At 71.4% G+C, this 26,243-nt stretch carries 33 protein-coding genes; 11 read left to right on the top strand and 22 right to left on the bottom strand.

Annotated elements, in window-relative coordinates; all coding sequences use genetic code 11:
- Position 1: 1 nt before the first annotated feature.
- Complete coding sequence (locus AMY39116_RS0330525) at positions 2-436, bottom strand: hypothetical protein (protein WP_020421407.1); 435 nt, start codon at positions 434-436, stop codon at positions 2-4.
- Between the two features lie 154 nt (positions 437-590).
- A complete protein-coding gene (locus tag AMY39116_RS0330530) occupies positions 591-1,067 on the bottom strand; it encodes a GNAT family N-acetyltransferase (RefSeq protein WP_020421408.1) in 477 nt (158 codons plus the stop codon).
- Positions 1,068-1,113: 46 nt separating this feature from the next.
- Here AMY39116_RS0330530 and AMY39116_RS0330535 point away from each other — a divergent pair, with 46 nt between their 5' ends.
- Positions 1,114-1,692 (top strand): helix-turn-helix domain-containing protein, encoded by a 579-nt coding sequence (locus tag AMY39116_RS0330535; protein WP_020421409.1) that lies wholly within the window; start codon positions 1,114-1,116, stop codon positions 1,690-1,692.
- Here AMY39116_RS0330535 and AMY39116_RS0330540 read toward each other — a convergent pair.
- The 4 genes from AMY39116_RS0330540 to AMY39116_RS0330555 all read right to left on the bottom strand — a co-directional run bounded on the left by AMY39116_RS0330540 (position 1,689) and on the right by AMY39116_RS0330555 (position 5,516).
- Positions 1,689-2,753: a hypothetical protein gene (locus AMY39116_RS0330540; RefSeq protein ID WP_020421410.1), complete on the bottom strand. Its 1,065-nt coding sequence runs from the start codon at positions 2,751-2,753 to the stop codon at positions 1,689-1,691. The genes AMY39116_RS0330535 and AMY39116_RS0330540 overlap by 4 nt on opposite strands.
- A 162-nt stretch (positions 2,754-2,915) precedes the next feature.
- On the bottom strand, positions 2,916-3,776 hold the full coding sequence (locus AMY39116_RS0330545; protein WP_020421411.1) for a lysozyme: 861 nt from the start codon (positions 3,774-3,776) through the stop codon (positions 2,916-2,918).
- 188 nt (positions 3,777-3,964) lie between these two features.
- Positions 3,965-4,798: a lysozyme gene (locus AMY39116_RS0330550; RefSeq protein ID WP_084506192.1), complete on the bottom strand. Its 834-nt coding sequence runs from the start codon at positions 4,796-4,798 to the stop codon at positions 3,965-3,967.
- Between the two features lie 94 nt (positions 4,799-4,892).
- Positions 4,893-5,516 carry a type VII secretion system-associated protein gene (locus tag AMY39116_RS0330555; RefSeq protein WP_020421413.1) on the bottom strand — a complete coding sequence of 208 codons (624 nt, stop codon included), beginning with the start codon at positions 5,514-5,516 and terminating at the stop codon, positions 4,893-4,895.
- 65 nt (positions 5,517-5,581) lie between these two features.
- Between AMY39116_RS0330555 and AMY39116_RS0330560 the strand changes: the two genes are divergently transcribed.
- Positions 5,582-5,962 carry a sterol carrier family protein gene (locus tag AMY39116_RS0330560; protein WP_039791850.1) on the top strand — a complete coding sequence of 127 codons (381 nt, stop codon included), beginning with the start codon at positions 5,582-5,584 and terminating at the stop codon, positions 5,960-5,962.
- Between the two features lie 45 nt (positions 5,963-6,007).
- On the opposite strand, the gene AMY39116_RS0330565 is transcribed toward AMY39116_RS0330560, so the two are convergent.
- Complete coding sequence (locus AMY39116_RS0330565; protein WP_027936356.1) at positions 6,008-6,841, bottom strand: SAM-dependent methyltransferase; 834 nt, start codon at positions 6,839-6,841, stop codon at positions 6,008-6,010.
- Positions 6,842-6,994: 153 nt separating this feature from the next.
- Here AMY39116_RS0330565 and AMY39116_RS0330570 point away from each other — a divergent pair, with 153 nt between their 5' ends.
- The 6 genes from AMY39116_RS0330570 to arfB all read left to right on the top strand — a co-directional run bounded on the left by AMY39116_RS0330570 (position 6,995) and on the right by arfB (position 11,873).
- A complete protein-coding gene (locus tag AMY39116_RS0330570; RefSeq protein WP_020421416.1) occupies positions 6,995-7,873 on the top strand; it encodes a helix-turn-helix transcriptional regulator in 879 nt (292 codons plus the stop codon).
- 226 nt (positions 7,874-8,099) lie between these two features.
- A complete protein-coding gene (locus AMY39116_RS0330575; protein WP_020421417.1) occupies positions 8,100-8,339 on the top strand; it encodes a DUF397 domain-containing protein in 240 nt (79 codons plus the stop codon).
- On the top strand, positions 8,326-8,706 hold the full coding sequence (locus AMY39116_RS0330580; RefSeq protein WP_020421418.1) for a hypothetical protein: 381 nt from the start codon (positions 8,326-8,328) through the stop codon (positions 8,704-8,706). The genes AMY39116_RS0330575 and AMY39116_RS0330580 overlap by 14 nt, the downstream gene beginning before the upstream one ends.
- 134 nt (positions 8,707-8,840) lie before the next feature.
- Entirely contained in the window at positions 8,841-10,355 is a 1,515-nt protein-coding gene (purF, locus tag AMY39116_RS0330585) for an amidophosphoribosyltransferase (RefSeq protein WP_020421419.1), read from the top strand.
- Positions 10,356-10,384: 29 nt separating this feature from the next.
- Positions 10,385-11,455, top strand: a complete 1,071-nt coding sequence (gene purM, locus AMY39116_RS0330590) for a phosphoribosylformylglycinamidine cyclo-ligase (RefSeq protein ID WP_017985765.1) — start codon at positions 10,385-10,387, stop codon at positions 11,453-11,455.
- Positions 11,436-11,873, top strand: coding sequence for an alternative ribosome rescue aminoacyl-tRNA hydrolase ArfB (gene arfB, locus AMY39116_RS0330595; protein ID WP_020421420.1), 438 nt, complete (start codon positions 11,436-11,438; stop codon positions 11,871-11,873). The genes purM and arfB overlap by 20 nt, the downstream gene beginning before the upstream one ends.
- Positions 11,874-11,895: 22 nt before the next feature.
- On the opposite strand, the gene AMY39116_RS43900 is transcribed toward arfB, so the two are convergent.
- From AMY39116_RS43900 to AMY39116_RS0330610, 3 genes are all read right to left on the bottom strand, one after another.
- Complete coding sequence (locus AMY39116_RS43900; RefSeq protein WP_051123631.1) at positions 11,896-13,164, bottom strand: nitrilase-related carbon-nitrogen hydrolase; 1,269 nt, start codon at positions 13,162-13,164, stop codon at positions 11,896-11,898.
- A gap of 73 nt (positions 13,165-13,237) precedes the next feature.
- Positions 13,238-13,675: a VOC family protein gene (locus AMY39116_RS0330605; protein WP_020421421.1), complete on the bottom strand. Its 438-nt coding sequence runs from the start codon at positions 13,673-13,675 to the stop codon at positions 13,238-13,240.
- Position 13,676: 1 nt separating this feature from the next.
- Positions 13,677-14,246 (bottom strand): DinB family protein, encoded by a 570-nt coding sequence (locus tag AMY39116_RS0330610; protein ID WP_020421422.1) that lies wholly within the window; start codon positions 14,244-14,246, stop codon positions 13,677-13,679.
- 61 nt (positions 14,247-14,307) lie between these two features.
- Between AMY39116_RS0330610 and AMY39116_RS0330615 the strand changes: the two genes are divergently transcribed.
- Positions 14,308-15,297, top strand: coding sequence for a YafY family protein (locus AMY39116_RS0330615; protein ID WP_020421423.1), 990 nt, complete (start codon positions 14,308-14,310; stop codon positions 15,295-15,297).
- Between the two features lie 99 nt (positions 15,298-15,396).
- On the opposite strand, the gene AMY39116_RS0330620 is transcribed toward AMY39116_RS0330615, so the two are convergent.
- From AMY39116_RS0330620 to AMY39116_RS0330630, 3 genes are all read right to left on the bottom strand, one after another.
- Complete coding sequence (locus tag AMY39116_RS0330620) at positions 15,397-16,287, bottom strand: Gfo/Idh/MocA family protein (protein ID WP_020421424.1); 891 nt, start codon at positions 16,285-16,287, stop codon at positions 15,397-15,399.
- Positions 16,288-16,289: 2 nt separating this feature from the next.
- Positions 16,290-17,150, bottom strand: coding sequence for a 3-hydroxybutyryl-CoA dehydrogenase (locus AMY39116_RS0330625; protein ID WP_084022707.1), 861 nt, complete (start codon positions 17,148-17,150; stop codon positions 16,290-16,292).
- A gap of 97 nt (positions 17,151-17,247) precedes the next feature.
- Positions 17,248-17,445: a DUF3073 domain-containing protein gene (locus AMY39116_RS0330630; protein ID WP_017985773.1), complete on the bottom strand. Its 198-nt coding sequence runs from the start codon at positions 17,443-17,445 to the stop codon at positions 17,248-17,250.
- Positions 17,446-17,643: 198 nt separating this feature from the next.
- On the opposite strand from AMY39116_RS0330630, the gene AMY39116_RS0330635 reads away from it, so the two are divergent.
- A complete protein-coding gene (locus AMY39116_RS0330635; RefSeq protein WP_020421426.1) occupies positions 17,644-18,543 on the top strand; it encodes a hypothetical protein in 900 nt (299 codons plus the stop codon).
- Here the strand turns inward: AMY39116_RS0330635 and AMY39116_RS0330640 are convergent.
- From AMY39116_RS0330640 to AMY39116_RS0330650, 3 genes are read right to left on the bottom strand one after another with little or no spacing between them, the layout of a single operon-like run.
- Complete coding sequence (locus AMY39116_RS0330640; protein ID WP_020421427.1) at positions 18,536-18,781, bottom strand: hypothetical protein; 246 nt, start codon at positions 18,779-18,781, stop codon at positions 18,536-18,538. The two genes, AMY39116_RS0330635 and AMY39116_RS0330640, sit on opposite strands and share 8 nt — an antisense overlap.
- 34 nt (positions 18,782-18,815) lie before the next feature.
- Complete coding sequence (locus AMY39116_RS0330645; RefSeq protein WP_027936357.1) at positions 18,816-19,376, bottom strand: hypothetical protein; 561 nt, start codon at positions 19,374-19,376, stop codon at positions 18,816-18,818.
- 49 nt (positions 19,377-19,425) lie between these two features.
- On the bottom strand, positions 19,426-20,553 hold the full coding sequence (locus AMY39116_RS0330650; protein WP_020421429.1) for a folate-binding protein YgfZ: 1,128 nt from the start codon (positions 20,551-20,553) through the stop codon (positions 19,426-19,428).
- 30 nt (positions 20,554-20,583) lie between these two features.
- Between AMY39116_RS0330650 and AMY39116_RS0330655 the strand changes: the two genes are divergently transcribed.
- On the top strand, positions 20,584-21,429 hold the full coding sequence (locus AMY39116_RS0330655) for an aminodeoxychorismate lyase (protein WP_020421430.1): 846 nt from the start codon (positions 20,584-20,586) through the stop codon (positions 21,427-21,429).
- Here the strand turns inward: AMY39116_RS0330655 and AMY39116_RS0330660 are convergent.
- The 6 genes from AMY39116_RS0330660 to AMY39116_RS0330690 form a co-directional block, all read right to left on the bottom strand.
- Complete coding sequence (locus AMY39116_RS0330660; protein WP_020421431.1) at positions 21,420-22,283, bottom strand: biotin-dependent carboxyltransferase family protein; 864 nt, start codon at positions 22,281-22,283, stop codon at positions 21,420-21,422. The two genes, AMY39116_RS0330655 and AMY39116_RS0330660, sit on opposite strands and share 10 nt — an antisense overlap.
- Positions 22,280-22,891, bottom strand: coding sequence for a 5-oxoprolinase subunit PxpB (gene pxpB / locus AMY39116_RS0330665; protein WP_020421432.1), 612 nt, complete (start codon positions 22,889-22,891; stop codon positions 22,280-22,282). Before pxpB ends, AMY39116_RS0330660 begins: the two co-directional genes overlap by 4 nt.
- 4 nt (positions 22,892-22,895) lie before the next feature.
- Positions 22,896-23,510, bottom strand: a complete 615-nt coding sequence (locus AMY39116_RS0330670; protein ID WP_020421433.1) for an FABP family protein — start codon at positions 23,508-23,510, stop codon at positions 22,896-22,898.
- A 239-nt stretch (positions 23,511-23,749) separates the two neighbouring features.
- Complete coding sequence (locus AMY39116_RS0330680; protein ID WP_026153631.1) at positions 23,750-24,058, bottom strand: DUF1416 domain-containing protein; 309 nt, start codon at positions 24,056-24,058, stop codon at positions 23,750-23,752.
- Between the two features lie 2 nt (positions 24,059-24,060).
- Positions 24,061-24,900 carry a sulfurtransferase gene (locus tag AMY39116_RS0330685; RefSeq protein ID WP_020421435.1) on the bottom strand — a complete coding sequence of 280 codons (840 nt, stop codon included), beginning with the start codon at positions 24,898-24,900 and terminating at the stop codon, positions 24,061-24,063.
- A 39-nt stretch (positions 24,901-24,939) separates the two neighbouring features.
- On the bottom strand, positions 24,940-25,371 hold the full coding sequence (locus tag AMY39116_RS0330690; protein ID WP_026153632.1) for a DUF4395 domain-containing protein: 432 nt from the start codon (positions 25,369-25,371) through the stop codon (positions 24,940-24,942).
- Positions 25,372-26,243: the final 872 nt, after the last annotated feature.

A 26,243-nucleotide genomic window follows, 5' to 3' on the forward strand; every position in this document is an offset into this window, starting at 1 on the left:
GCTACTGCCGCAAGGCGGTGGCGCCCGCGAACTCGGCGCCGTCGACGGTCGCGCCGCGCCGGAACTCGGCGTGCGTGAAGTCCACCTCGTTCGCCGAGCGCATGCCGTCGAACCCGGCGCGTTCCCGGAAGACCGCGCCGGCGAAGGTGACCGGGCCGCGCGGTTCCGCGCAGGTGAAGTAGACGCGGCCGCGAAACTCGGTGCCGCTGAAGTCCGTGCGGTGCAGTAGTTGCGCGCGCTGCATCAGCAGCCGCCCGATGACCCGGCCGGAAAGGTCGAGGCGGTTCGTCCTGGCCCCGGACAGGTCCAGGTCGAACGTCGGCGCCGCGTCGGCGCGCTTCGGGAGCAGGTCCCGGATGAGCCGCTGCGCGGCGACCCGGACCACCTCCTCCCGTCGGGCCTCGGCCTCGTCGGTTTCGTCGCCGCGGAGTTTCACCGACTCGACGAAACCATGACGGCGTTCGGCGCAGCTCCAACCGGCGCCGCGTCGGCCCCCCAGACCGTTCCCCGACCCGCGTGTCGTTCAGCCGCACCGCGTTCGCCACGGGCGGCAGAACCACGCCAGCGCAGCGGCCCCCAGCATCGGAACTCTAGATCAGGCTCTTCTGCAGCAGGAGCGTGTCGAGCCAGCGGTCGTGCTTGTAGCCGACGTTGCGCAGCACCCCGACGTCGGCGAAGCCGCGGCGGCGGTGCAGCGCGGGTGAGGCCGGGTTGCGCTCCGGGTCGGCGATCACCGCGATCACCTCGCGGATTCCGTTCTCCCGGCAGCGGGACAGGAGCGCGTCCAGCAGTGCGCCGCCCACGCCGCGGCCCGTCGACCACGGGGCGAGGTAGATCGAGTTCTCCGCCGTGCGGCGGTAGGCCGGGCGCGTCTTCCACGGCGAGCAGTACGCGTAGCCGGCGACACGACCGTCCACTTCGGCCACCAGGAACGGCAGGCCCGCGTCGGTGATGGCGGTGAAGCGGCGGGTCCACTCGGCCAGGTCCGGCGGCTCCAGCTCGAACGTCGCGGTGCTGGTGCGCACGTAACCCTCGTAAATCGCGGCGATCGCCGGCAGGTCGGCCACCCCCGCCGCTTTTACTATAGGAGAATCGAGCACTACTATAGGGTACATGGATCTCGGCGCACTGGGCACGCGCATTCAGACCGCCCGCACCGGGCGTGGCATGACCCTGCAGGGGCTCGCCGACCGGTCGGGGGTCAGCGTCAGCATGTTGTCCGCGGTCGAACGGGGCTCGAAGGCGCCGACCGTCGTGGTGCTGGACCGGATCGCGCAGGGGCTCGGGCTGCCGCTGTCGGACCTGCTCACCGAGCCGCCGCGGATGATCGTGCGCCGGGCCGCGGACCAGGACGTGGTCGACGAGCCGGGCGGGTGGCAGCGGACCATCCTCACCCCCGTCGTGCCGGGGGTGAACTTCGAGTGGATCCGCTCGACGCTGCCCGCCGGCTGCGAGGCCGGCACCTACCCGCCCTACGCGGCGGGCTCGCACGAGTTCATCTACGTGCAGTCCGGCGTCCTCACGCTGACGATCGACGAGGACACCCTGGAACTGGAAGAGGGTGACAGCCTCTACCTGCCGGCAGACGTCACCCTCTCCTACGCCAACCACGCCGCGACGCCCTGCACGTACTACGTCGCGGCGCTGATCATGCGGCCGAGGCGCCCCGGCCTCGGCCGCCGATCCGGCTAGAACACCCCGAACACCGAGACGCAGAAGCCCTCGCCGTCGAAGTTCTCCGCGAAGAACAGGCCGGTGACCTGCTCGCCCTGCTGCGTGCCGGTCAGGTCGCCGGACACCATGGTGTCCGTGGCGCTGTCGTAGGTCGGCGTCACGTTGGCGCGCTTCTCGGCGGCCTCCCGCGCGTCGTCCTTGTTGTCCTGCGTCGCGTCGGAGCAGACCAGCGAGGTCACGCCGTTGACGTCACCGGCGGCCATCTTGGCCAGGAAGTCCTCGACCATCGCCTTGCCGTTGCTGCCGCCGGTGCCCCCGGTCGACGACGAGCTGCTGGACGACGTCGGGGTGCGGCTGCTCGACGAGCGCGAGGTGGACGTGCGGGTCGAACCGCCGCTGCCGGACGCCCTGGTCTCCAGGTCCTTCCAGCACCACTTGCCGTTGACCTTCGCCAAGGTGCCGGTGCCGGTGCCGTCCTCGCCGCCCGCGGTCGCGGTGAACTCGACGGTCGCGGTGTCGCCGTTCTCGGTGACCTTGCCCATCGTGATGCTGTCGACGTCGTTGACGTCCTCGATCGCCGCCGTGACCGACCGGTCCGCGTCCGCGCACTTCAACGCGTTGAGCGCGTTCTTGTCGTGGTTCTTGATCCCGTCGATCACCTGCTGGGCGACCGCCTGGGGACCCTCCTCCTTGTCGCCGAGGAAGAAGCCCGGCACCCAGAACCCGGTGATGCCCAGCGCCGCCAGCACGACGACGAGACCGACCGACAGGCCGATCCACAGGCCCTTCTTGCTGCCGCCACCACCGGGCGGCGGGCCACCGTAGCCGAACTGCGCGGTCTGCGGGTAGTTCGGGTCGTAGCCCGGGTACTGCTGGCCGTAGCCCGGCTGCTGCCCGTAACCGGGCTGCTGGCCGTACTCGGGCTGGCCGTAGGGCTGCTGGCCCGGGTACTGCTGGCCGCCGTACTGCCCACCCTGCTGCGGAAAGCCCCCGGACTGCGGGTAGCCGCCCTGCTGCTGGCCGTACGGATCTGGTTGCTGACCGTAATCCGGCTGTCCCGGCTGCGGTGGGTAGGTCATCGACGTCGCCCTTCCTGGATCGCTACGCCCTGCTCGGACGTATCGGCGCCGAACCTGGTTCCCCCACGCCCGGACATCGCACTGATCACGGGCATTGTGCCTGGCGACTCCGACAAAAGCGAAGGAGACTCCCACCACGGACGGGCGGGAGCCCCCTCGCGGTCAGCCCTTCGAGGTGGCGAGCACCTGCAGCCGGTCGTACGCGCCGTTGAAGGTGTTCTGGTCGATCGGGCTCGACGAGTACTGCCAGAACGTGTGGAAACTCCAGTTGTGCGGCAGGGTTCCCACCGTCGAGGCGTAGCGCGCGATCCACAGCGGGTTCGTCGCCGCGAACGCCCCGTCGACGCACTGGCTCCACCAGTTCGTGCTGGTGTAGATCACCGGGTACCGCCCGGTGCGGGCGTGGTAGGTGTCACTGAAGTCCTTGATCCACGCGGTCATCGCGCTCTTCGACAACCCGTAACAGGTCGAGCCGTACGGGTTGTACTCCATGTCCAGCGCGCCCGGCAGCGTCTTGCCGTCCGCCGACCAGCCCCCGCCGTGGTCGACGAAGTAGTTGGCCTGCGCGGCGCCGGACGCCGTGTCCGGGGTGGCGAAGTGGTAGGCGCCGCGGATCATGCCGATGTTGTAGGAGCCGTTGTACTGCTGCGCGAAGTACGGGTTGGTGTAGTACGTGCCCTCGGTCGCCTTGACGTAGGCGAACCGCTTGCCCTGGCCCCAGTAGTTCGCCCAGTCGACGTTGCCCTGGTGGCCGCTGACGTCGATGCCCTCCACCGTCGCCGCCGCCGCGGTGTCGCCGGCGGCGGCGGCCTGCGTCTCCGCGGTCGAGTGATCGCCCTCGACGCGCGCGATCTGCGAACCCATCGGGTGATCGTAACGAGCGACGTAGTCGTCGACCGGCATCCCGTCGACGGTGGCCGGAGCCGCGCCGGCCGGGGCCAGGGCGCCGAGCACGAGCACGGCGACCGACGCGGCGGCGGCGGACGTGGCGAACCGCCACCATCTCTTGCGTGGAGCAGACATACCCGAGTCCTTTCCATTGCCCTCGCGGAGGACGGTCTTGGTTGCAGGGAGACCGTCCAGGCCGTGATTCTTGATGACGACTTGCCGCTTTGTCACCAAATCCCGTGAATTTCGGATGACAGGTGGGTGATTCCCGCATGTCGTCGGCGACGGACCGACTTTCGTAGTAACTCGACCGGATTACGACGTCAGTTGTTCGTGGCGAAACCCTTGACCTGGTCCAGCGGCCCGTTGAACAGGTTCTGATCGCCCGGCAGCACCCCCGAGTCGGCGAACTGCCAGATGAACTGGCGCGACCACCCGGCGGGCAGCGGGCCGACGGTCGGCTGGTAGCGGGCTATCCACAACGGATTGTTCTGCCCGAACCCCGCGTTGTTCCCGGTGCACTTGTTCCACCAGTTCGTCGAGGTGTAGATGACCGGGAAGCGGCCGGTGCGGGCGTGGTAGGCGTCCGAGAAGTCCCGGATCCACTCGCCCATGCGCTTGGCGTCGAGGCCGTAGCAGGCCTCGCCGTACGGGTTGTACTCCACGTCGAGCGCCCCGGGCAGCGTCCGCCCGTCCGGGGTCCAGCCGCCACCGTGGGCGAGGAAGTACTCGGCCTGCTCGCGGCCGCCGGAGACGTCCGGGCGCGCGAAGTGGTAGGCGCCGCGGATCATCCCGATGTTGTAGGAACCGTTGTACTGCTGGGTGAAACGCTTGTTGATGAACCCGGTGCCCTCGGTGGCCTTGACGTAGACGAACCGGCCGCCGGCGCCCCAGGCGCTCGGCCAGTTCACGTCACCCTGGTGCCCGCTGACGTCGTGCCCCAGCGCGCCGGAATCCGCGTTGTACCGGGGCGGATCGCCCTTGCCCTCGACGGCGGCGATCTGCGAACCGGCGAAAGTGCTTTCCGCCTTCGAGTAGTCCGGTGTGGACGCGGCGGACGACCCCGCTCCGCAGACGGCGGTCGTCCCCAGCGCCACGGACACGAGCAGCGTGCCCAGGCGCAGTTTCGAACTCCAGAATTGCACGGCGACTCCCATCCTCCGATGGTCGTCACCATGCCTCGATGGAGCCCTTTTTGCGAGTCGGCTTAGCTCGAAAGCGTGATGCGACTGGCTTAACCGTGCGGAATGTTTAGTCTTTTTGCTCCTGCTCGAGCGCGGCCACCAGGTGCTCGGCCGGCACCACCGCGGTCACCACGTCGTGCGGGTTGATCGCCACCGCGTGACCCGCGAGCAGCGGCACCATGTCGCGGCCGAGAACCGCCCGCGCGTGCGGCCATTCCGGCGGCACCAGCGACTTCGACGTGTAGGCCGGCACCAGGACGCGGCCGTCGGTGTTGTGGAACCCGATGACGGTGCGCTGCATGGGCGCGAGCGCGTAGACGAACAGCGTCGAGTCGAGGATCACCGGCGGCAGGTCGCTCGCCGGCCGGTGGTTGGTCCGGACCAGCTGCAGCAGCCGCTCCAGGTCGTTGCGCGGCTCCGGGAACCCGAGCGCCTTGGGCGACGGCCGGTAGCGGTCGTTGGGGTGGAAGTCCTCCACGATGTTGCCGCTGCCGTTGACCGGGTACGCGCCGACGACGGCCCACGACGGCACCGGCCCGTTGGGGTCGAACGCCTCGTCGATCACGTAGAGCCAGCTGTTCGGGTTCGCCCTGGCGTTGGCGCGCATCTCCTCGGTGATCTTGGGCTTGCCCGTCTTGTGCTCGGGCTGAGGATTGGGTAGAAGGCGATCCGCCTCGTCCCGCTGCGCCATGTGCGAACCCCGTGTTTCCGCGTCACCTTGCTCACGTCTGCTGCTGTGCACTCTACTGTTTGACCATGCCCGCACCGCGTCCGGTTGACCCCGCTGAGTTGAGAGCCGCGCTGCAGGTCGTTTCGGCTTGGTTGAGCGGAGAAGCCGACCGGCCGGCGCGCCCGGAGCTCGCCGCGGCCGTCCGGCTGAGCCTGCGCACGCTCGCCCAGGACGCCCCCGGCAAGAGCGTCGAGGTGCGGGTGCCGCCCTTCGCGGCGGTGCAGTGCGTCGAGGGGCTGCGGCACACCCGCGGCACGCCGCCGAACGTGGTCGAGACGGACCCGCGGACGTGGCTGGAACTGGCCACGGGTCGTCTCGAATGGACGGACGCGGTGCGGGAGGGCCGGGTCACCGCGTCCGGGACCCGGGCCGACCTCTCGCACTGGCTGCCGCTCGTGCGTCTGTAGGACCACCGACGCAGCTCGCACCGCCAAGCAAGCCGCCACTCTCGCTTACGGCTTGCGGCCGACACCGCCCGCGATGCACTGGCGGACGAGGTTCAGGGGCTGCAACCGCGGGCCGTCCGGCCACCAGTCGTCGCACAGGACGAGGCCCGGCTCGACCATCTCCAGGCCGGGGAACAAGGCCTGGATCTCCTCCCTGGTCCGGAACCGGCCGCTGCCCATCGGGCTGTGGACGAACTTCTCCTCCATCTTCGCGGCCAGCTCGGCGTGCTCCGGCGTGCCCGGGTTGTAGAAGTGGGCGATGGAGACGTACGAGCCGGGGGCCAGCGCGTCGATGTAGGTCGCCATCTTCTCGCCGCCGTCGTCGCCGAGGTAGTGGTGCCAGGTGCCGATCTGCAGCAGCGCGATCGGCCGGGAGAAGTCGAGGAACTCGCGGATCTCCGGGTGCTCCAGGATCTGCTCCGGCTGGAAGATGTCCGCGGCGACGAAGTGGGTGCGGTCGTTCTCTTCGAGCAGCGCGCGGCCGTGCGCGAGCACCACCGGGTCGTTGTCGACGTAGAGGACCTTCGCCTCCGGGTGCACCCGCTGCACGACCTGGTGGGTGTTCTCGGCCGTCGGCAGCCCGGAGCCGAGGTCGAGGAACTGGTCGATGCCCGCCTGCATGGCCAGGAACCGGCAGGAGCGGATCAGGAAGTCCCGGTTGGCCCAGGCCAGGTCGTTGACCTGCGGGGCGACGGTGCGGACCTGCGCCAGCACCTGCCGGTCGATCTCGTAGTTGTCCTTGCCGTTGAGCGCGGCGTCGTACACGCGCGCGATGCTCGCCCTGGTCGGGTCCACACCTACGGGAACTGCACTCGGATAGGGAGCGGTGGCACCGGACATCGCGGTCTCCCGGGCGTATCGAATGTGAATGGAATTGTCGGACCCACGTAGGGTAAGGGGCGTGCCGCGCCCGGTAAATCCACACCGCGCTTGACTGCGGCCCACCGCGCTGTAAGTTGGATGACTGGTGATTTCTGCGAGGAAGGGTCTTTGATGGCTCCCATCGACCTCCCCGGCTCCGAACAGGCCACCGGCCCGACGGCTCGGCGGATGATCCTCGGCACCCAGCTCCGCCGCCTCCGCGAAAAAGCCGGCATCACACGCGCCAAGGCGGCGTGGGAGATCCGCGCGTCCGAGTCGAAGATCAGCCGGATGGAGCTGGGCCGCGTCGGCTTCAAGGAACGCGACGTCACCGACCTGCTGACCATGTACGGCGTCCACGACCCCACCGAGCGGGAGTGGGCCGTCAAGATGGTCAAGGAGTCCAACCAGCCCGGCTGGTGGCACCCCTACAACGACCTCGTGCCCGGCTGGTTCGACAACTACATCGGCCTGGAGGAGGCGGCCTCCCGGATCCGCACGTACGAGCTGATGTTCGTGCCCGGTCTGCTGCAGACGGAGCGCTACGCGCGCGCGGTGATCAGCCACGGCGACCCGGACAGCCGGGACGAGGGCGTCGAGCGCAAGGTGGGCCTGCGGATGCGCCGCCAGAAGCTGCTCACCGGGCCGAAGCCGCCGCGGCTGTGGGCGGTGCTCGACGAGGCCGTGCTGGAGCGCCCGTTCGGCGGCGCCGGCGTCCTGAAGCAGCAGATCAGCCACCTGCTGGAGCTCATCGAGCTGCCCAACGTGACCATCCAGGTCATCCCGTTCGACATGAGCGGGTTCGCCGCGGAAAGCGCCTTCTCGCTGCTGCAGTTCGCCGAGCCGGACCTACCGAACATCGCCTACGTCGAGCACCTCAACGGCGCGCAGTACCTGGAGAAGCCGGAGGACCTGGAGGTCTACGGCCGCGCCTTCGACCGGCTCGCCGTCGACGCGGAAACACCCGATCGGACGCGGCAGATGCTGTTGAAGAAGCGGGAAGAGCTTTAGGCGAAATGGATGACGACGAGTAGTCGCAACGAGGCCATCGAGGCCAGTTTTCGTCACCCGATCGAATTACACGGCCCGCACCATTCCTCACCCTCCGATCTGGGATTACTCTCGGCCGTGCACGTGCATTTACCCGTGCAGTAACCAGTGGTAGCGTGATCGCCACAAGGCCAGTGCACGTGCATTTGCACCGCGCAGATGCACTGACCCGGAAGGTTGGGGAAGTATGGCTGAGCAGTTCGTGAACGGCATGCCCGCCGGCGCCCTCACCGGCGCGTCCTGGCGCAAGAGCGCACGCAGCGGAGCCAACGGCAACTGCGTTGAGTTCGCCCAGCTGTCCACGGACCGGTACGCCGTCAGAAACTCCCGCTACCCCGAGGGCCCCGCGCTCATCTACACCCGCGACGAATGGGCCGCGTTCGTCGCGGGGGCGAAGGACGGCGAGTTCGACGATGTCCTCAACTGACACGGCCAAGTCCGTCGACGACCTGCTGCAGGACCTGATCGCCCGCGGATACCAGTTCGTGCACCCGCGCGACGCGAAGGGCGCCGTGATCGCGGTGGTCGGCGTCCGCGCGCACGACGCGGTGATCGACGTCGTCCGCCTCAACGCCGAGGACGACGTGGTCGCCACCCGCATCCCCGGCGACGAGGACGACGTGCTCGCCCCGCGGACGGTGCTGTGGCGCACCACGGGCGAGGCCGCTCCGGTGCTGGACGAACTGCTCGCCCTGCCGGACGACGCCGCGGCGCCGCCGGACGATTCGGCCGGTCGCGGCGGCTGCTGGGTGCCCACCGGCACCGGCCGCTCCACCTGGCTCGCCGCGAGCTGACCCGCGAACCGCTCCCGTGAGGGGGAGTCGGCGCCCGGTGGTCAGTGGCCAGCGCCACTGACCACTGGGCGTCACTTCGATCGTCCACGACCTACACTTGAGTAGGCCTGCCCTCGTCTCCAGGGAGCACTTTCGTGGTTTCCCACCACATCGACGACCAGCCCGAGCGCGAACCGCGAGAAGAGTGCGGTGTCTTCGGTGTCTGGGCCCCCGGTGAAGAAGTCGCGAAGATGGCCTATTACGGCCTGTACGCGCTCCAGCACCGTGGGCAAGAAGCCGCCGGCATCTCGGTCTCGGACGGCAAGCAGATCGTGGTCTTCAAGGACCTCGGACTGGTCAGCCAGGTGTTCGACGAGCAGGTGCTCTCCTCGCTGCAGGGGCACATCGCGGTCGGCCACTGCCGCTACTCCACCACCGGGTCCTCGACCTGGGAGAACGCACAGCCGATGTTCCGCCACACGGCGACCGGCAGCGGCATCTCCTTCGCCCACAACGGCAACCTGGTCAACACCGCCGAGCTGCGGGACCGCACCCGCGCCGCGGGCCTCAAGCCGCACCGCGAGCTGACCGGCTCCTCCAGCGACTCCGACCTGGTCGTCGGCCTGCTCGCGGACGCCGCCGCGGACAAGGGCACCGAGGCCGCCGCGCTGGACCTGCTGCCCACCCTGCGCGGCGCGTTCTGCCTGGTCTTCGCCGACGAGTCGACGCTGTACGCCGCCCGCGACCCGCACGGCGTGCGCCCGCTGGTGCTCGGCAGGCTGGAGCGCGGCTGGGTCGTCGCGAGCGAGACCGCGGCGCTGGACATCGTCGGCGCGTCGTTCGTCCGCGAGGTCGAGCCGGGCGAGCTGATCGCCATCGACGCCGAGGGCCTGCGGTCCTCGCGCTTCGCGAGCCCGGAGCCCAAGGGCTGCGTGTTCGAGTACGTCTACCTGGCCCGCCCGGACACCTCCATCGCAGGCCGCAGCGTGCACGCCACCCGCGTGGACATCGGGAAGCGGCTGGCCGCGGAGAACCCGGTCGAGGCCGACCTCGTCATCCCGGTGCCGGAGTCCGGCACGCCCGCCGCGATCGGGTACGCGCAGGCCAGCGGCATCCCGTACGGCCAGGGGCTGGTCAAGAACGGCTACGTCGGCCGCACGTTCATCCAGCCCTCGCAGACCATCCGCCAGCTGGGCATCCGCCTCAAGCTCAACCCGCTGCGCGACGTGATCCGCGGCAAGCGGCTGGTCGTCGTGGACGACTCGATCGTCCGCGGCAACACCCAGCGCGCCCTGGTGCGGATGCTGCGCGAGGCCGGCGCGCTCGAGGTGCACGTCCGGATCGCGTCGCCGCCGGTGCGCTGGCCGTGCTTCTACGGCATCGACTTCGCGTCCCGGGCCGAGCTGGTGGCCAACGGCGCCGACCTGGAGGGCATCCGCCGCCTCATCGGGGCGGACTCGCTGGGCTACGTCTCGCTGGACAGCCTGGTCGCCGCGTCCGAGCAGCCGAAGACCCGGCTGTGCACGGCCTGCTTCGACGGCCAGTACCCGATCCCGCTGCCGGACGACGCGCTGATCGGCAAGTACGTGCTGGAAGGGCTCGACCCGGCGGATGCCAGGACCGTCACCCAGGCCGGGTACGGTGCTGAGGATGCCGTCCGGCGTCCGTGAGTCCAGTCGAGTTCAGGAGTCCGCTTGCCGTGAGCGAGTCCACGAGCGCAACCTATGCCGCAGCCGGCGTCGACATCGAAGCCGGTGACCAGGCGGTCGAGCTGCTGAAACCGCACGCGGAGCGCGCGAGCAGGCCCGAGGTGCTTGGCGGGGTCGGTGGGTTCGCCGGGTTGTTCTCCCTCAAGCTGGACCGGTGGAAGGAGCCGGTGCTCGCGTCGTCCACCGACGGCGTCGGCACGAAGATCGCGGTCGCGCAGGCGCTCGACAAGCACGACACGGTCGGCATCGACCTCGTCGCGATGGTCGTGGACGACCTGGTCGTCACCGGCGCCGAGCCGCTGTTCCTGCAGGACTACATCGCCGTCGGCCGGGTCGTGCCGGAGAAGATCGCCGCGCTGGTCGCGGGCATCGCCGAGGGCTGCGTCCAGGCGGGCTGCGCGCTGCTGGGCGGCGAGACCGCCGAGCACCCCGGCCTGATGGGCGAGCACGACTACGACATCTCGGCCACCGGGGTCGGCGTGGTCGAGGCGTCCGAGGTGCTCGGGCCGGAGCGGGTGCGCCCCGGTGACGTGGTCATCGGCATGGGCGCGTCCGGGCTGCACTCCAACGGATACTCGCTGGCCAGGCACGTGCTGCTGGAGATCGCACGGATGCCGCTGGAGGGGCACGTCGAGGAGTTCGGCCGCACCCTCGGCGAGGAGATGCTCGAGCCCACCCGGATCTACGCGAAGGACTGCCTGGCGCTGGCCGCCGAGGCCGACGTGCGCACGTTCGCGCACATCACCGGCGGCGGGCTGGAGGCCAACCTGGCGCGGGTCATCCCGGCCGGGTTGCGCGCCGAGCTGGAGCGCAGCACCTGGACGCCGGCGCCGGTGTTCGCGTTGATCCAGCAGCGCGGCAAGGTCGAGCGGGCCGAGATGGAGAAGACGTTCAACATGGGCGTCGGCATGGTCGCGGTGGTCGGGTCCGAGGACGTCGACCGGGCGCTGGCCGTGCTGACCGCGCGGCACGTGCCGGCGTGGGTGCTGGGCGAGATCCGCACGACCGAGGACACCGAGGCCCCGCGCGCGGTGCTGACCGGTGACCACCCCCGGTTCTGACCTGCAGGTTTCCCGGCGGCTGGTGATCCCGGCCGCCGAGCTGCGCGAACGGTTCTCCCGCTCGTCCGGGCCGGGCGGTCAGGGCGTGAACACCACGGACTCGCGGGTCGAGCTGGCGTTCGACGTGGCCCGGTCGCCGTCCATCCCGGACGACCTGCGGCCGCGGCTGCTGGAGCGGTTGCGGTCGCGCCTGGTCGACGGGGTGCTGACGATCGCGGCCAGCGAGCACCGCGCGCAGCTGGCCAACCGCGAAGCCGCGCGTGAGCGGCTGGTGGCGGTCCTGCGCGCGGCGGCCGCGCCACCCCCGCCGCCGCGCCGCCCCACCAAGCCGTCGCGTGGTGCCAAGGAGCGACGGCTGGCGGAGAAGAAGCGCCGGGGCGACGTCAAGCGCGGCCGTCGCGGAAGGTTCGAGGATTAGGTCCGCCGGGCCGCGGCCACGGTCAGCCCGGCGAGCGCGGCCAGGCACAGCCAGGCGAAGATGTCGCCGATCGTGCCGTAGATCGTGCGCGTGCCGTGCGCCGGCACGTAGGCCACCATCGTCGGGTCCTCGCCGCCGTGGAAGTAGTCGGTCGAGGCCGGCACGCGGCCCAGCGGGTCGAGCGCCTCGGACAGCCCCTCCATCGTCGGCCGGACCACGGCGAAGCCGTTCTCGATCGCGCGGAACCGGGCGGTGCGGGCCTGCCCGTCCTTGATGCCGTTCCAGTCGGGTGGGCCTTCCGGTAGGTCCACCGCACCGAACCGTTCGGGGCGAACAACACGCTCTCGTTCCGCACGAACGGCGCCGATCCGGTGTAGACGGTCAGGCCTGCCGACAGGTGGATGCCGTGCTGCCGCGCGAACTCGCCGAACCGGGTGAGCAGCGCCTGCTCGTCGCGGTCCATGGTCACCACGGCGGACTCCGGCCAGACGACCAGCTTCGCCCCGGCGCCGGCCTCGCGAGCGCTGCGGGCCAGCAGGTCGTCCACGACGTGGCCGAACGCCTCCTGCAGCACGGCCGGGTCGGCCTGGCTCATCGCCTCGACGGACTCGTACGGGGCGATGCCGTCGAGGGTCCGCTGCCAGGCCTGCGGCGCGGGAGCGACGCCCGCGACCCGCACGGTCTCGCCGCCCGGTGCGGCGGCGATCAACCGGATGCCGCCCGCCGCGAGCACGACGGCCAGGACACCGGCGAAGGTGACGACCGCGGTCCGCCACCGGCGCCGGTGCTCCCAGCAGGCCAGCGCCACCGGGGCGAACCACGCGACCAGGAAGCTGACGCCGTAGACGCCGGTGACCGACGCCAGCTGGGCCAGCGGCAGGTTGCCGTGCTGGGTCACGCCGAGCACGCCGACGATGCCGCCGACCGGGGCCGCCGTCGAGACCAGGTACTCGACGGTGACCTTGGCGAGCGGGAACACCAGCGTGGCGGGCAGCGTCCCCAGCCGGGGCGCGGCCAGCCGGTCGGCGAGGAAGGGCAGGCTGCAGCCGAGCCCGAGCGCGGCGGCGATCGGGACGAAGACCGGGCTGGTGAGGTCCGCGTGCCAGAGCCAGACGCCGACGTCCAGCGTCACCACCAGCCACGCCCACAGCCAGGCCACCCACCAGCGGCTTTGCCTGGTGAAGCGCAGCAGGAGGACGTTGCACAGCCAGGCCGCCAAGGCGATGTCCCAGCGGGCGTTGATCGCGAACACCGACAGCACGCAGCCGCCGATCAGGTAGGGGTAACGCACGCCCGCAACGCTAGGAACGATCTTGGGCCCGGTGACTGCGGTGAGCCATCCACCCCGCTGTGGTGATCCACAGCTAGTCCAGGCAGAACTCGTTGCCCTCGATGTCGGCCATGACGATGTGCCCGAACGCCATCGGCGGCGCCGGCTCGTGGCGGTGGATCCGCTTCGCGCCGTGGGTGGTCAGTCGTTCGGCTTCCGCTTCCAGCGCTGCCATCCGCTCGTCGCCCTGGAGGCCGGGGGCCGCGCGCACGTCGAGGTGCACCCGGTTCTTCACCGTCTTGCCCTCCGGCACCTTCTGGAAGAACAGCCGCGGTCCCTTGCCGTCCGGGTCAACCACAGCGGACGCGTCGTTGCGCCGCTCCGGTGGCGCGCCCATCGCCTCCAGCGCCTGTTCCCACGAGTCGAAACCGGCCGGCGGGGCCTGCAGCTCGTAGCCGAGCGCCTCGGCCCAGAACGCGGAGACCGCGGCCGGGTCGGCGCAGTCGAAGGTGACCTGGATTTCGCGTGCCATGTCAGTTCGCCTCCTGGCGGATCCGGGTGTGCAGGTACAGGTCGCGCAGCAGCGACACTTCGGACAGGTGGTGGATCAGCTCGCGGTTGATGTGCAGGACCAGCGCGGCCATCGGCCACTCGGCGTACGGCCCCTCGGCCTCGCCGCACGGGCGCGCGAGGCCCTCCTCGCCGAGCGACTCCACACCCTTCATCCACATCGCGTACTCGGCATCGAGCTGGGCGAGCGCCTCGGCGGCGGTCGGCGCGTACTCGAACGACTGGTAATCGGTGGGGGTGCGGCCGAAGTGGGCGGCGTTGCGCATCGCGAGCACGCCGACGATCACGTGCCCGAGGCGCCAGGCGATCGTCGTGATCGGGGCCGGGTCGGGTTCCGGGAACGCGAAGTCGATGGTCACCGACCCGGCCCCGGCCTGCACCGGCGCGGTGCCGGCGCCACGCGGGCGCACGTTCCAGCTGTCCGGCGCGGGCTCCCAGAAGTACTCGTCGTCGGTGAGGCCGGCGAGGCGGTCACGCAGCTGATGGGTCCAGTGCCAGTCGATCTGGTCGCGGAGCAGTCGGTTGAGGTTCATGGCGACAGCATGCAACCAATAGCGGACAGGTTCCTTCCGCGATCTGTGGAACCATTCCGGCATGAGCGTGGAAGCCACCGTCGAGCGGGTGTTGCGGCTGCTGGCGCTGCTGCAGCGGCGGCCGTCCTGGACCGCCGCCGAACTCGCCGCTGAGCTGGGCGTCACCGACCGGTCGGTGCGCCGTGACGTCGAACGGCTGCGCGCGGTCGGCTACCCGGTGCACGCCACCGCGGGTGTCGGCGGCGGTTACCAGCTCGGCGCGGGCACCCGGCTGCCGCCGCTGCTCCTCGACGACGAAGAGGCCATCGCGACCGCCGTGTCGCTCCGGCTGGCCTCCGGCGGCACGGTCGCCGGGGCAGGTGACGCGGCACTGCGGGCGCTCGCGAAGCTCGACCAGGTCATGCCGCCCCGGCTGCGTGCCGAGGTGCGGGCGGTGCACGGCGCCACCGAGACACTGGTGGCCGGCATCGAGATCGACGCGGAACTGCTGGTCACGCTCGCCCGCGCGTGCCGGGACGCGGTGCGGGTGCGGTTCCGGTACTCCAGCCGGGGCAGCGAGGACCTGGAGCGCACGGTCGAGCCGGTGCGCATGGTCGCCACCAACCGCCGCTGGTACCTGATGGCCTGGGACCTCGACCGCGACGACTGGCGCACCTTCCGGCTGGACCGGATGCGCGAGGTGACGGCGACGACCTGGCGCTTCCGGCCGCGGGAGCACCCCGACCCGGTGGCGTACGTGCAGCGGTCGGTCAGCGCCGCGCCGTACCGCTACCTCGCCAAGGTGCGGCTGCGGGCCAGCGCCGAGGAGGTGCGGGACCTGGTGCCGCCGCAGGTCGGGCGCGTCGAGGAGGACCGGGACGGGTGGTGCCTGCTCGTCGCGGGCGGTGACCAGCTGGACTGGCTGGCCGTGCACGTGGCCCGGCTGGGCTACGAGGCGGAGATCCTCGAACCTCCGCAGCTGCGCGAGGCCGCGGCCCGGCTCGCCGAACGCGTCGCCGCGATGGCCGGGGAGCCTCAGACCCCCGCCGGGCGCTTGCCGGGCGCGGACTGACGCGGCGGGCTCCGCCGGCAGGCCAGGAACCGCCACGCGAACAGGGCGGACGGACCGCCGATGATCGTGACGGGAAAACGGCAGGTCCGGGATCGTGTGTCAGCGCGCGAGTGACAGGGCGCTTTCCAGCAGCCGCTGGATGTGCAGGCCGCGGTGCACGTCGCACGGGTGGGAGGTGGTGCCGGTGTCGACCATCGCGGCGAAGTCGTCCAGCATCGCGGTGTAGGACTGGGCGGCGCCGCCCTCCTTGCGGCCCAGCGTGCGGTAGCCGTGCTCGCCGTAGACCGCGAACTCGACGACCGTCGGCCGCATCGGCAACCGCAACGACAACGTGGCCGAACTCAGCGCGCCACCCGCGTGCTCGAACACCACGTGCCACAGGTCGCTGGGCCCGCGATGCGCCGAGCGCACGCGCTCGATCGTGCCGAGCGCGGCGTCGAGCAGGTCGAAGGCGTGCGGCCCGACGTCGGCCAGCGTGCCGCCGTCCGCCTGCCGCCACGGCGAAGCCGCGTACGCGCCGCCGAGCAGACCGCCGGACAACCACCGCACGCCACCGCCGCTCCAGCCGCCAGCCGCGGCGAGGCCGGCCAGCCAGTCCCGCGTCGCGGTGGCGTAGCGCAGGGTCAGCATCACCAGGCTCGCCACGCCCGCGCCGGCCACGGCGTCGGCCAGCCGCTCGGCGCCCGCGACGTCCGCGGCGATCGGCTTCTCCAGGATGACGTGCTTGCCCGCCTTGGCCGCCTCGACCGCCAGCTCGGCCTGCGTCGACGGCGGCACCGCGAAGGCGACGGCGTCGACCTGGCCGAGCAGGTCGTCCAGGCTGGTGCACACCTCGGCGTCGTACGGCTGCGCCAGCTCCCGGGCCGCCTCCTCGCGGCGCGTGAACACCGCGCTCAACCGGGTCGACGGGTGGTCGGCCAGGCCGGGCGCGTGCACGGTGCGGGCCCATGGACCCGCGCCGACCAGCCCGACGCGCAGCGGTTCGTCCACGATCAGGAGTAGGAGTAGAAGCCGCGGCCGCTCTTCTTGCCCAGCAGCCCGGCGTCGACCATGCGCAGCAGCAGCGGCGGCGGCGAGTAGAGGGGCTCCTTGAACTCCTCGTACATCGACTCCGCGATCGCCTTGATCGTGTCCAGTCCGATCAGGTCGGACAGGCGCAGCGGACCCATCGGGTGCGCGGTGCCCAGCTCCATGCCGCGGTCGATGTCCTCGGCCGAGGCGAAGCCCGACTCGATCATCCGGATCGCCGACAGCAGGTACGGCACGAGCAGCGCGTTCACGATGAACCCGGCGCGGTCCTGCGACCGGATCACGGTCTTGCCGAGCGAGCCGGTGACGTGCTCGTCCGCGCGCTTCACGGTGTCCTCACCGGTCAGCAGCGACGGCACCAGCTCGACCAGCGGCAGCACCGGGACCGGGTTGAAGAAGTGGATGCCGATCACCTGCTGCGGACGGCTCGTCGCCATGCCCAGCTTCATGATCGGGATGGATGAGGTGTTGGAGGCGAACACCGCGTCCGGCCGCTCGACGATCTTGTCGAGCGAGCGGAACACCTCGACCTTCGCCTGCTCCTGCTCGATCACGGCCTCGATCACGAGGTCGCGGTCGGCGAAGGAGGCGATGTCGGTGGTGAAGGTGAGCCGCCCGAGCGCCGCGTCGGCGTCCTCGGCGCTCAGCTTGCCCGCCTTTACCGCGCGTTGCAGCGACTTCTCGATGCGCGCGCGACCGGCGTCGAGCGCCGGCTGGTTCACCTCGGTGATCGTCACGTCCGCACCCGCACGCGCGTGCACCTCGGCGATCCCGGAGCCCATCAAACCGGCTCCGACCACGCCTACTCGCTGGATGTCCGCCATCGCACCTCTCCAGTTCCGGCGCCCGACGACGCATGACACAGCACACGAGGGCGGGTTCCGGTCACGACCGGACCCACCCTCGTGTGCTGGTCAGACGTCAACGACGGTAGTCGTCGTACTCGTCGGCGTACGGGTCGTACGGGTCCTCGTACTTCTCGTCCTCTTCACGAGGATGAGAATTGGAGGACTGTCCTGACAGCTCGCGCTGAAGCGCAGCGAAATCTGTGTCGGGAGTGCTGTACTTGAGCTCTCGCGCCACCTTCGTCTGCTTGGCCTTGGCCCGGCCGCGCCCCATGGCTCGACCCCCTCGCACAGGGAACGGGGCGGCCGGGGGAATCGGCGGCCCCGCATCGTCTCGACAATTGGTTCCTGGTGACACCGTACCCTGTCCGAGGGGTCCAATGCGACGTGGCTTCGTGTGCTTGTCACGACAGTGTCGGGGATTGCGCCGGTCGGTGGTCGCGACCGGGCGGCGACGTGCCACGATTCAACGGTGCTCCGACCGTTCGTGGCCTACCTCCGGGTGTACGAGCCCCTGTCCGCGTTCGGCGACCCTCCCCCCGCGGGGCTGCGCAAAGCCGTCGAACAGGCCCAGCTGAGCCGCGCGGCCGCCGCCGAGCGGGAACAGCTCATGTGGCTGAAGTCACAGACCACGAGTCCCGTCCGTTTGCTGCCGGGCGAGTTGCCCGGCGGGCGCGCGCTGCCGAGTTCCGACGTGCTGGTGCTCGACCCGGCCGAGGTGCCCACCGACACCGGCGCAAAGGTCGGGCCCGGCCCGCTCGTGTGCCCGCTGGAGGTGCGGGCCCGCTCCGCCGCGGCGCTGGTGAGCTTCCTCGGCGACGCGCACCCGTCGCTGCACGCCGCGGTGATCGACTCGACCGGGGTGAGCGAGGAGAAGCTGAAGGCCAGGGCCAGCTCGGCGCTCGGTGATCTGCCGCAGGCCGCCGTGCACGTCCTGTCCACCACCTGGACCGTGCCGCTGCCGTGGTTCGCGCTGGTCGACCCCAAGCACCGCAGGCTGAACCTGGGCTCGGGCCCGGACGACCCGGAGCGCGAGGTCTCCTGGCGCGTGGCGATGGGCGACGCGACCCAGCGGGTGGCCGAGGCGCGGGAGCTGGTGGAGGAGACCCTCGGCGACTCCGGCCCGGCGCGGATCCTGGCGGAGACCGCCCGGTGGCTGACGAACTTCGACCCGGCGTCGGCGGTCGAGCTGGACTACGGCGGGCTGGTGCAGCTGATCGCCGACCCGGTGCTGGAGTCGGACACCAGCGCGGAGGAGGTGCACAGCATCATGGACGCCCTGCGCTCCGGCGACGTCGAGCAGATCGCCGAGCTGTTCACCGACCTGCGTGACTACTGGAGCGAGCTGGCGGCCCGGGAGCACTTCAACTAGGACGACCGCACCGCGGTGACGAACCGGACGTCGTCGGAAGCCAGGCGGCCACGTCGTCGGGCTCGCCGGGCCGCCCCGGCGGCACCCCGGCCCGGTAGGCGACGTCGCCCACGGTGTGCACGGTGATCTGCCGCCGGTCGGCCCCGGCGGGGTCGGTCACGTGGGCGGCGGTGCGGCCACCGGCCTCGGTGATCTCGGCGACCACCTTGCCGGCGCCGTCGTGGTCGCTGCGGGCCACGGCCGCTGGACGCCCCGGTGAACCGGGGCGATCGTCAGGCGTCGTCGGCGCGTTCGGCGGCCAGCAGGTCGTCCACGTTGGCCGAGCCCTTCGCGTAGCGGGCGGCGATCTCGGCGTTCAGCTGGTCCACCACGGCCTGCACCTCGCGACGGCGCTGCGACACCGACGCCTCCTCGCCCCGGTAGTCGTCGAGGGTCGCGGCCAGCTTCTCGTCCGAGAGCGCGCCCACGTCGGTCAGGTCGGCGTTGCCCACCAGCGCCTCGGCCTGGCGCCGGTACTCGCCGGCGCGGGAGGGCTCCAGCTGCTGGTACCGCCCCGAGCCGCGCGCCGGGCGCAGCGCGTTGTCGGACAGGATCGTGGCGAGCTGGTCCACGATGCTCTCACCGCCGGAGCGCCGCCGCTCCTGCTCGGCCCGCACGATGTCGATCCGCGCGTGCAGCAGCCGCCGCAGGTAGGAGAGATCGGTCTCCTCCTGGGCAGCCTCGTCCCGGCGCTCACGCAGCTGCCCGAGCGACAGGTCGGCGAGACCCCGCACGTAGGCGGGGTCCAGGACACGGTCGATGCGACGGCGTCCGCCCGGCCGGACTTCGATCACCGGGACATAGTGCTCCATGCCGGGCCCCGGCGCCAGGGCGGGTGCGTTATCACCCGCGCAGGCGAGCGGCGGCCTCCCGGCCCGGCGCGGCGCCCTCGGCGGGCACCGAATCGGGGTCGACCGCGGCCTGCACGACCCGGTCCTCGTCCCCGGCGAGCAGCTCGGCGTCCACCGGCGCGGACCGCTTGACCAGGGCCAGCGCGATCGGGCCCAGCTCGTGGTGCTGCGCGACGCTGCCGACCCGCCCGACGACCCGGTCGCCGAGTTTCACCGGGTCCCCGGTCTCCGGGTAGATCTCCGGCGAGCCGTCCAGGTGCAGCAGCACCATCCGGCGCGGCGGGCGGCCGACGTTGAACACCTTCGCCACGGTCTCCTGCCCGCGGTAGCAGCCCTTGGCGACGTGCGCGGCGCTGCCGATCCAGTTCACCTCGTGCGGGATCGTCTTCGCGTCGGTGTCCACACCCAGCCGCGGCCGCAGCGACTCGACCCGCAACGCGTCGAACGCCCACGTGCCCGCCGGGCGCGCGCCCGCGTCGGTGATGCGGCGCCACCAGTCGGCCAGCTCGTCGCGCGGCACGGCCAGGTCCACGCTGGACCGTCCGGGGCAGGGCATGCGCCGGGCGAAGCCGCGGCCGACCGGCACGACGGAGTACGGCTCGGCGCCCAGCTCGATGTCCAAAGCGGACAGCACCCGGCCCGCTTCCGGGCCGAGCACGGTGAGGATCGCCAGCTCGTCGCTGACGTCCTTGATCTCCACCTGCGACCAGAACTTCATCGCTTCGAGGTACTCGCGCAGGGTCTGCTTGCCGCCCTTGGGCAGCGCGCTGGTCGCCTCCGGCCCCGGGTCGGTGTCCAGGTACACGGCCTCCCCGACGTGCGCGAGGACCATGTGGGTGTCGACGTGCCCCTGGCTGTCCAGCACCAGCGCCTCGGTGCCGGTGCCCTCGGCCAGCTCGGTGACGTGCTGCGAGATCACCAGGTGCAGCCAGGACAACCGCTCCGGGCCGGTCACCTCCAGCACCTCGCGGTGCGATCGGTCGACGACGGCGACGCTGCGCGCGGCGGTGCGCTGCTCGGCGAACGGGTCGCCCCAGTGCCAGGGCACGCCCTGCTCGGAGTGGTCGTCCGGCGGCGCGATGGCGCCCGGCGCGGCGAGGAGCGGAGAAACGAGCGGCATACCCCGATGTTAGGTGAGTACGGTGACCGCATGCGCGTACTCGCTTTCCTGAACGGGAACCTGGCCGATCCGGACGAACCGCACATCCGGGTCGAAGACCTCGGCCTGATGCGCGGCGACGGCGTCTTCGAAACGGTCCTGGTAGCCGACGGCAAGGCACGCGAGCTGCGCCCGCACCTGGACCGGATGGCGCGGTCGGCGTCCATGCTGGACCTGCCGGAGCCGGACGACGCGGCGTGGCAGCGGGCCGCGCAGGCGGTGATCGACAACTGGGCCGGCGGCCGTGAGTTCGCGCTGAAGCTCGTCTACACCCGCGGCACCGACCCCGAGGGGGAGCCGACGGCCTTCGCGCTCGGGATCGAAATCGACCCGAAGGTGTTGCGCGCCCGCGACGAGGGGGTCGCCGTGGTGACCCTGGAACGCGGCATCGACCCGGGGCTGGCCGAGCGCGCGCCGTGGCTGCTGCTGGGCGCGAAGTCGCTGTCCTACGCGGTCAACATGGCCGCCGTGCGGGAGGCCGCCCGCCGCGGCGCGGACGACGTGATCTTCACCGCCAGCGACTTGAACTCCGTCCTGGAGGGGCCGACGTCGAACGTGATCGTGGCGCGCGGCGGGACGCTCTACACGCCGCCTGCCGGCATCGGCATCCTGCCCGGCACCACGCAGGCGGCGGTGTTCCGCGCCGCCGAGCGGGCGGGCTGGTCGACCAAGATCGAGATGATCCGGACGCCCGACCTGCACACCGCCGACGGGGTGTTCCTCGCGTCGTCGGTGCGGAAGCTGACCCGCGTGCACACCCTGGACCACCAGCCGCTGCGCGACTCCTCGGCGATCCACGCCGAGCTGGCGCAGGCGTACGAAGCCCTCTACGCGTAGGGGCGGAAGCGGATCGTCGTGCCCGGCCGGGCCTGCGCGAGCGCGGGCAGCGCCCGCGGCACGACGACGGCGATCACCGGGTAGCCGCCGGTGGTCGGGTGGTCGGCGAGGAACACCACCGGCAGGCCGTTCGGCGGCACCTGGATCGCGCCGGTGATCACGCCCTCGCTGGGCAGCTCCTCGCCCTCGCGCGCGCCGGTGCGCCGCAGCGCGGGACCGTCCAGGCGCAGGCCGACGCGGTTGGACTCGCTGGTCACGGTCCACGGCACGGACAGCTGGTGGGCGGCGTCGCCGAACCAGTCGTCGCGCGGGCCGAGCACGACCGGGACGACCAGGGCGGGCGGGTTCGGCGGGGCGGTGACGGTGTCCGCGCCGTCCGGGATCCCGGCAGGCGCGCCCAGGGGCACCACGTCACCCGGCTCCAGCGGCGGCGGCCCGATCTCGGACAGCACGTCGCGGGACCGGCTGCCCAGCTCGGGTTCGACGTCGATGCCGCCGGAGACGGCGAGGTAGCAGCGCAGGCCGGTGTCCGGCCGCCCGATGGTCAGGGTCTGCCCGGCGGCGAGGTGGACCGGCACGTGCGAGCCCGCCGGGCGGCCGTCGACGGCGACGGCGACTGGCGGGCCGGTGACCGCGACCGTGCAGGACGCGCGGGCCGTCACGGTGAGCCCGCCGAGCAGCGCCTCGATCCCGGCCGCGCCCTCCGGGTTGCCGACGAGCCGGTTCGCCAGCCGCAGCGCCGGGACGTCGAGGGCGCCGGACGGCGGCACGCCGAGGTGCGCGTGCCCGGGGCGGCCGAGGTCCTGCACGAGCGCGAGCGGACCGGTCGCGACGACCTCCAGCGCGCGGCTCACCCGATCCTCCGGAACCGCACGCGGTCGCCGGGCGCGAGCAGGGCGGGCCGCTCGGCGCGGCTGTCGAACAGGACGGCGTCGGTGTGCCCGAGCAGGCGCCACCCGCCGGGCGACGAGCGCGGGTAGACGCCGGTGAACTCGCCCGCGATGGCGACCGACCCGGCCGGGACGCGCGTGCGTGGAGTGTCCAAACGCGACTGGCGGAGCGGTTCGGGCAGCCCGGTGAGGTAGCCGAAGCCGGGGGCGAACCCGGTGAACGCGACGGTGTAGGTGGCGCCGGTGTGCAGTTCGACGACCTCGGCGGCGGTGATGCCCGCGGTGCGCGCGACCAGGTCGAGGTCCTCGCCGTCGTAGCGGACGTCGATGGTGATCTCCCGCGGCTCGCCGCCGTCCCCGCCGTCCAGGTCGGCCGATTCCACGAGCCTGCGGGCCTGCTCCAGCGCGCGTGTGCCCGGCCGGGCAGCGATCAGCACGGTGCGCGCCCCCGGCACGACCTCGACCAGATCGGGCAGTCCCGCGGCGACCACGGCGGCGCGGACGGCGCTCATCTCGGCGAGCGACTCGCACTCGACGAGCGCGGCGTCCGGGCCGTAGCGCAGCCAGCGCACGAGGTCAGCCGACCACGCGCTTCAGGTAGAGGGACACGTGCGGCTGCATGGGCTCGCCGACCATCGCGCGCTCCTCGACGTAACCGAGGTCGCCGTTGTTGACCAGGCCGTAGAGCCGCTGCGCGCCGGTGACCTCCTTGGCCGTGGAGGTGCGCACGACCGCGTCGGTGCCCAGCTCCCAGGACGTCTGGGTGCGCGGCTTGCCGTAGAAGACCTCGATGATGCCGGTGTTGTGGGCCAGCAGCAGTTCGATCGTGTCGTCGGCCTGCGGGCGCCACCAGCCGACCTCGCGGGCGGCGGCGCGGACCACGTTGCCGTCGTCGTCGAGCAGCCAGGACCGGGCCTCGTGGTAGAGGAACGGGCGGCCGTCGTGCGCGATGGTGAGCTGCTGCGCGATCCGCCGCGGACCCTCGATGGTCGGGTAGTTGACCTCGCCCTCCCCGCGCCACACGCCGACGAGCGGCAGCAGCGCCAGGCAGGCGTCGTTCAGGTTCGCGCCCTCACGCAGGTTCGCGGTGTCCACCGGGATCGGCAGGTCGTCGAACTGCGGCAGGTTGCGCCCGCGCGTCGACTCGGCCCGTTCGGCGGCGGCTGCGACGGCGTCATCGCCGGATGTCATCGGTCAGCGCTGGTCGGCGTACAGCCGGTAGACGACGTACACGGTGAACCAGAGGATCGCGATGCCGGCGAGCACCAGCAGCGTCGTAAACAGGATCTCCACGTCCAGCAGGATAGCCGCCGGCAGGGGGTTCGCTCGCCCCGCACCCGCGTGGCGAGCACCACGCCGGCGCCGGGTTCGTCCGGGTACGACGACGGCCACCCCCGCGGCGTGCGCGGGGGTGGCCGTCGAGGCTGGAATCAGCCGACCGAGATCGCGACCTGGTGCAGGCCGGGGCCCTCGGCGGTCACCGAGGCTTCGCCGTTGCCCGAACGGTGCAGGGCACGCACCGTCCAGGCGCCGGGCGCGGCGTAGAACCGGAAGTCGCCCTCCGGGGAAGCCTGGACCTCGCCGGCGAAGTCGCCGTCACCGTTCAGCAGGCGCACGTAGGCGCCGCCGACCGGGCCGTCGCCGCCGACGACCTTGCCGGCCACCACGACCTGACCGTTGGTGTCGATGTCCGCGGGCGTCGCCGTCTGGACCGGCGCGCCGCAACCGTCAGCACTCATCGTCACTTCCCCGTTCCGGTTTCGATCGGCACGCCGACCAGCGAGCCGTACTCGGTCCACGAACCGTCGTAGTTCTTCACGTCCTCGAGCCCGATCAGCTCGTGCAGCGCGAACCAGGTGTGGCTGGAGCGCTCACCGATGCGGCAGTAGGCGATGGTCGCCTTGGACGTGTCCAGCCCCGCCTCGTTGTAGAGCTCCTTGAGCTCCTCGGCGGTCTTGAAGGTGCCGTCCTCGTTCGCGGTCTTGGCCCACGGCACGTTCAGCGCCGTCGGGATGTGGCCGCCGCGCTGCGCCGACTCCTGCGGCAGGTGCGCCGGGGCCAGCAGCTTGCCGGAGAACTCGTCGGGCGAGCGGACGTCGACCAGGTTCTTGGTGCCGATCGCGTCGACGACCTCGTCGCGGAAGGCGCGGATCGAGGTGTCCGGCTCCTTGGCGACGTAGTTGGTGCGCTCGCGCTTGACCTCGTCGGAGGTCAGCTCGCGGCCGTCCAGCTCCCACTTCTTGCGGCCGCCGTCGAGCAGCTTGACCTTGTCGTGGCCGTACAGCTTGAAGTACCAGTACGCGTAGGCGGCGAACCAGTTGTTGTTGCCGCCGTACAGGACGACCAGGTCGTCGTTGGAGATGCCCTTCTCCGACAGGAGGGCCTCGAAGCCCGCCTTGTCGACGAAGTCGCGGCGGACCGGGTCCTGCAGCTCGGTCTTCCAGTCGATCTTGACCGCGCCGCGGATGTGGCCGCCGTCGTAGGCGGTGGTGTCCTCGTCCACCTCGGCGAAGACCACGCCGGGGGTGTTCAGGTTCTCCTCGGCCCACTGCGTGGTGACCAGGACGTCTTCACGGCTCATGAGAGCACTACTCGCTTTCTTCTTCTCGTGGGTGGACTGTCAGGAAGCCTGGCTCGGCGCCACGCGCCGGATCAGGAGGTACATCTCGCAGCCGAGGCAGAAGTTGAAGGCCGCGTTGAGGAACGCCGCGAACAGCGCGAACGCCGTCGCGACGATGCCGAGCGCGGTGACCCCGGTGGCGTAGCCGACGGTGCCGACCAGCGCGAACACGAACCCGACCGCCTGGGCGAACCGCAGCGGCGCCGCGTCCTCCCGCTCGGACGTCGGCGCGAGCCGGGGCGCCACGAGGTAGCGGTAGAGCAGCGAGTACGGGGCCGGCTTGAGCCCGATGAACGCGCCGATCGCGAACACGACCGTCTGGACGGCCAGCAACGGCCACCAGCCCGTGATCAGGACCACCGCGAGCACGACGGTCGTGATGACGGCCGCGAAGCGCGGTCCACGGGGGTCTACGGCTGGGCCTGCTGACATGTCACCTCCCTGGCGGGGCGCGCGTGAGCGCGCGTCGGAATGGGTTTTTCCGGCGGGGGGAGAAGCGGGTACGGCTGAGGCGGACCCGCTAGGGCAGACACAGGCTGCTGCGCACGCGGCAGAAGTCGACCGCGCGACGTTGCGTCAGCAGAGTGAGGGGCAGCCTGCACACGAGCGTCAGGCTACCCGGACGTCCCTGAAAGTGGGAGTGGCGTCCACCCAGTGAGAGCATTCCCACGATCCAAGAAAGAAATTCGGCCCAGGTCAGCGGTGTGTGACTGGGTCACGCGCGCCGGGAGGGGCGGTGTGGGGGCCGGGAGCAGCGTGGTCGGCGGCTTGTCGCTCCGTCGCGCGGGCCGGAAGGTGCGGCGCGAGGGTCACCAACAGCCCGACCAGCGGCGAGTCAATCCGCCACACGCGCCGGGAGGTGCGGCGCGAGGACACCCTCAACGCAGCCAGCGGCATGTCTCTCAGCCACCCGCGCCGGACGGCGTGGCACGTGGGCGTTCTCAGCGCAGGCCAGTGGCGTGTCCGTCCGTTACCGCGCTGCGAGGTGCGGCGCGAGGGTCACCAACAGCCCGACCAGCGGCGTGTGGCTCCGCGACGCGGGCCGGAAGGTACAGCACCAGGGCCACCAGCAGCGCGGCCAGCGGCAAGTCAATCCGCCACACGCGCCGGAAGGCGCGGCGCGAGGACACTCTCAACGCAGCCAGCGATACGTCTCTCCGCCACCCGCGCCGGGAGATGCGGCGCGAGGCGCCGCCCACAGCCCGCTCAGCGGCAATCACTCCGCCACCCGCGCCGGAAGGCGCGGCACGTGGGCGTTCTCAGCGCAGCCGGCGGCGTGTCAGCCGATCACACCCGCCGGAATG

The sequence above is a fragment of the Amycolatopsis sp. ATCC 39116 genome (genome assembly GCF_000231075.2).
Lineage (GTDB): Bacteria > Actinomycetota > Actinomycetes > Mycobacteriales > Pseudonocardiaceae > Amycolatopsis_E > Amycolatopsis_E tucumanensis.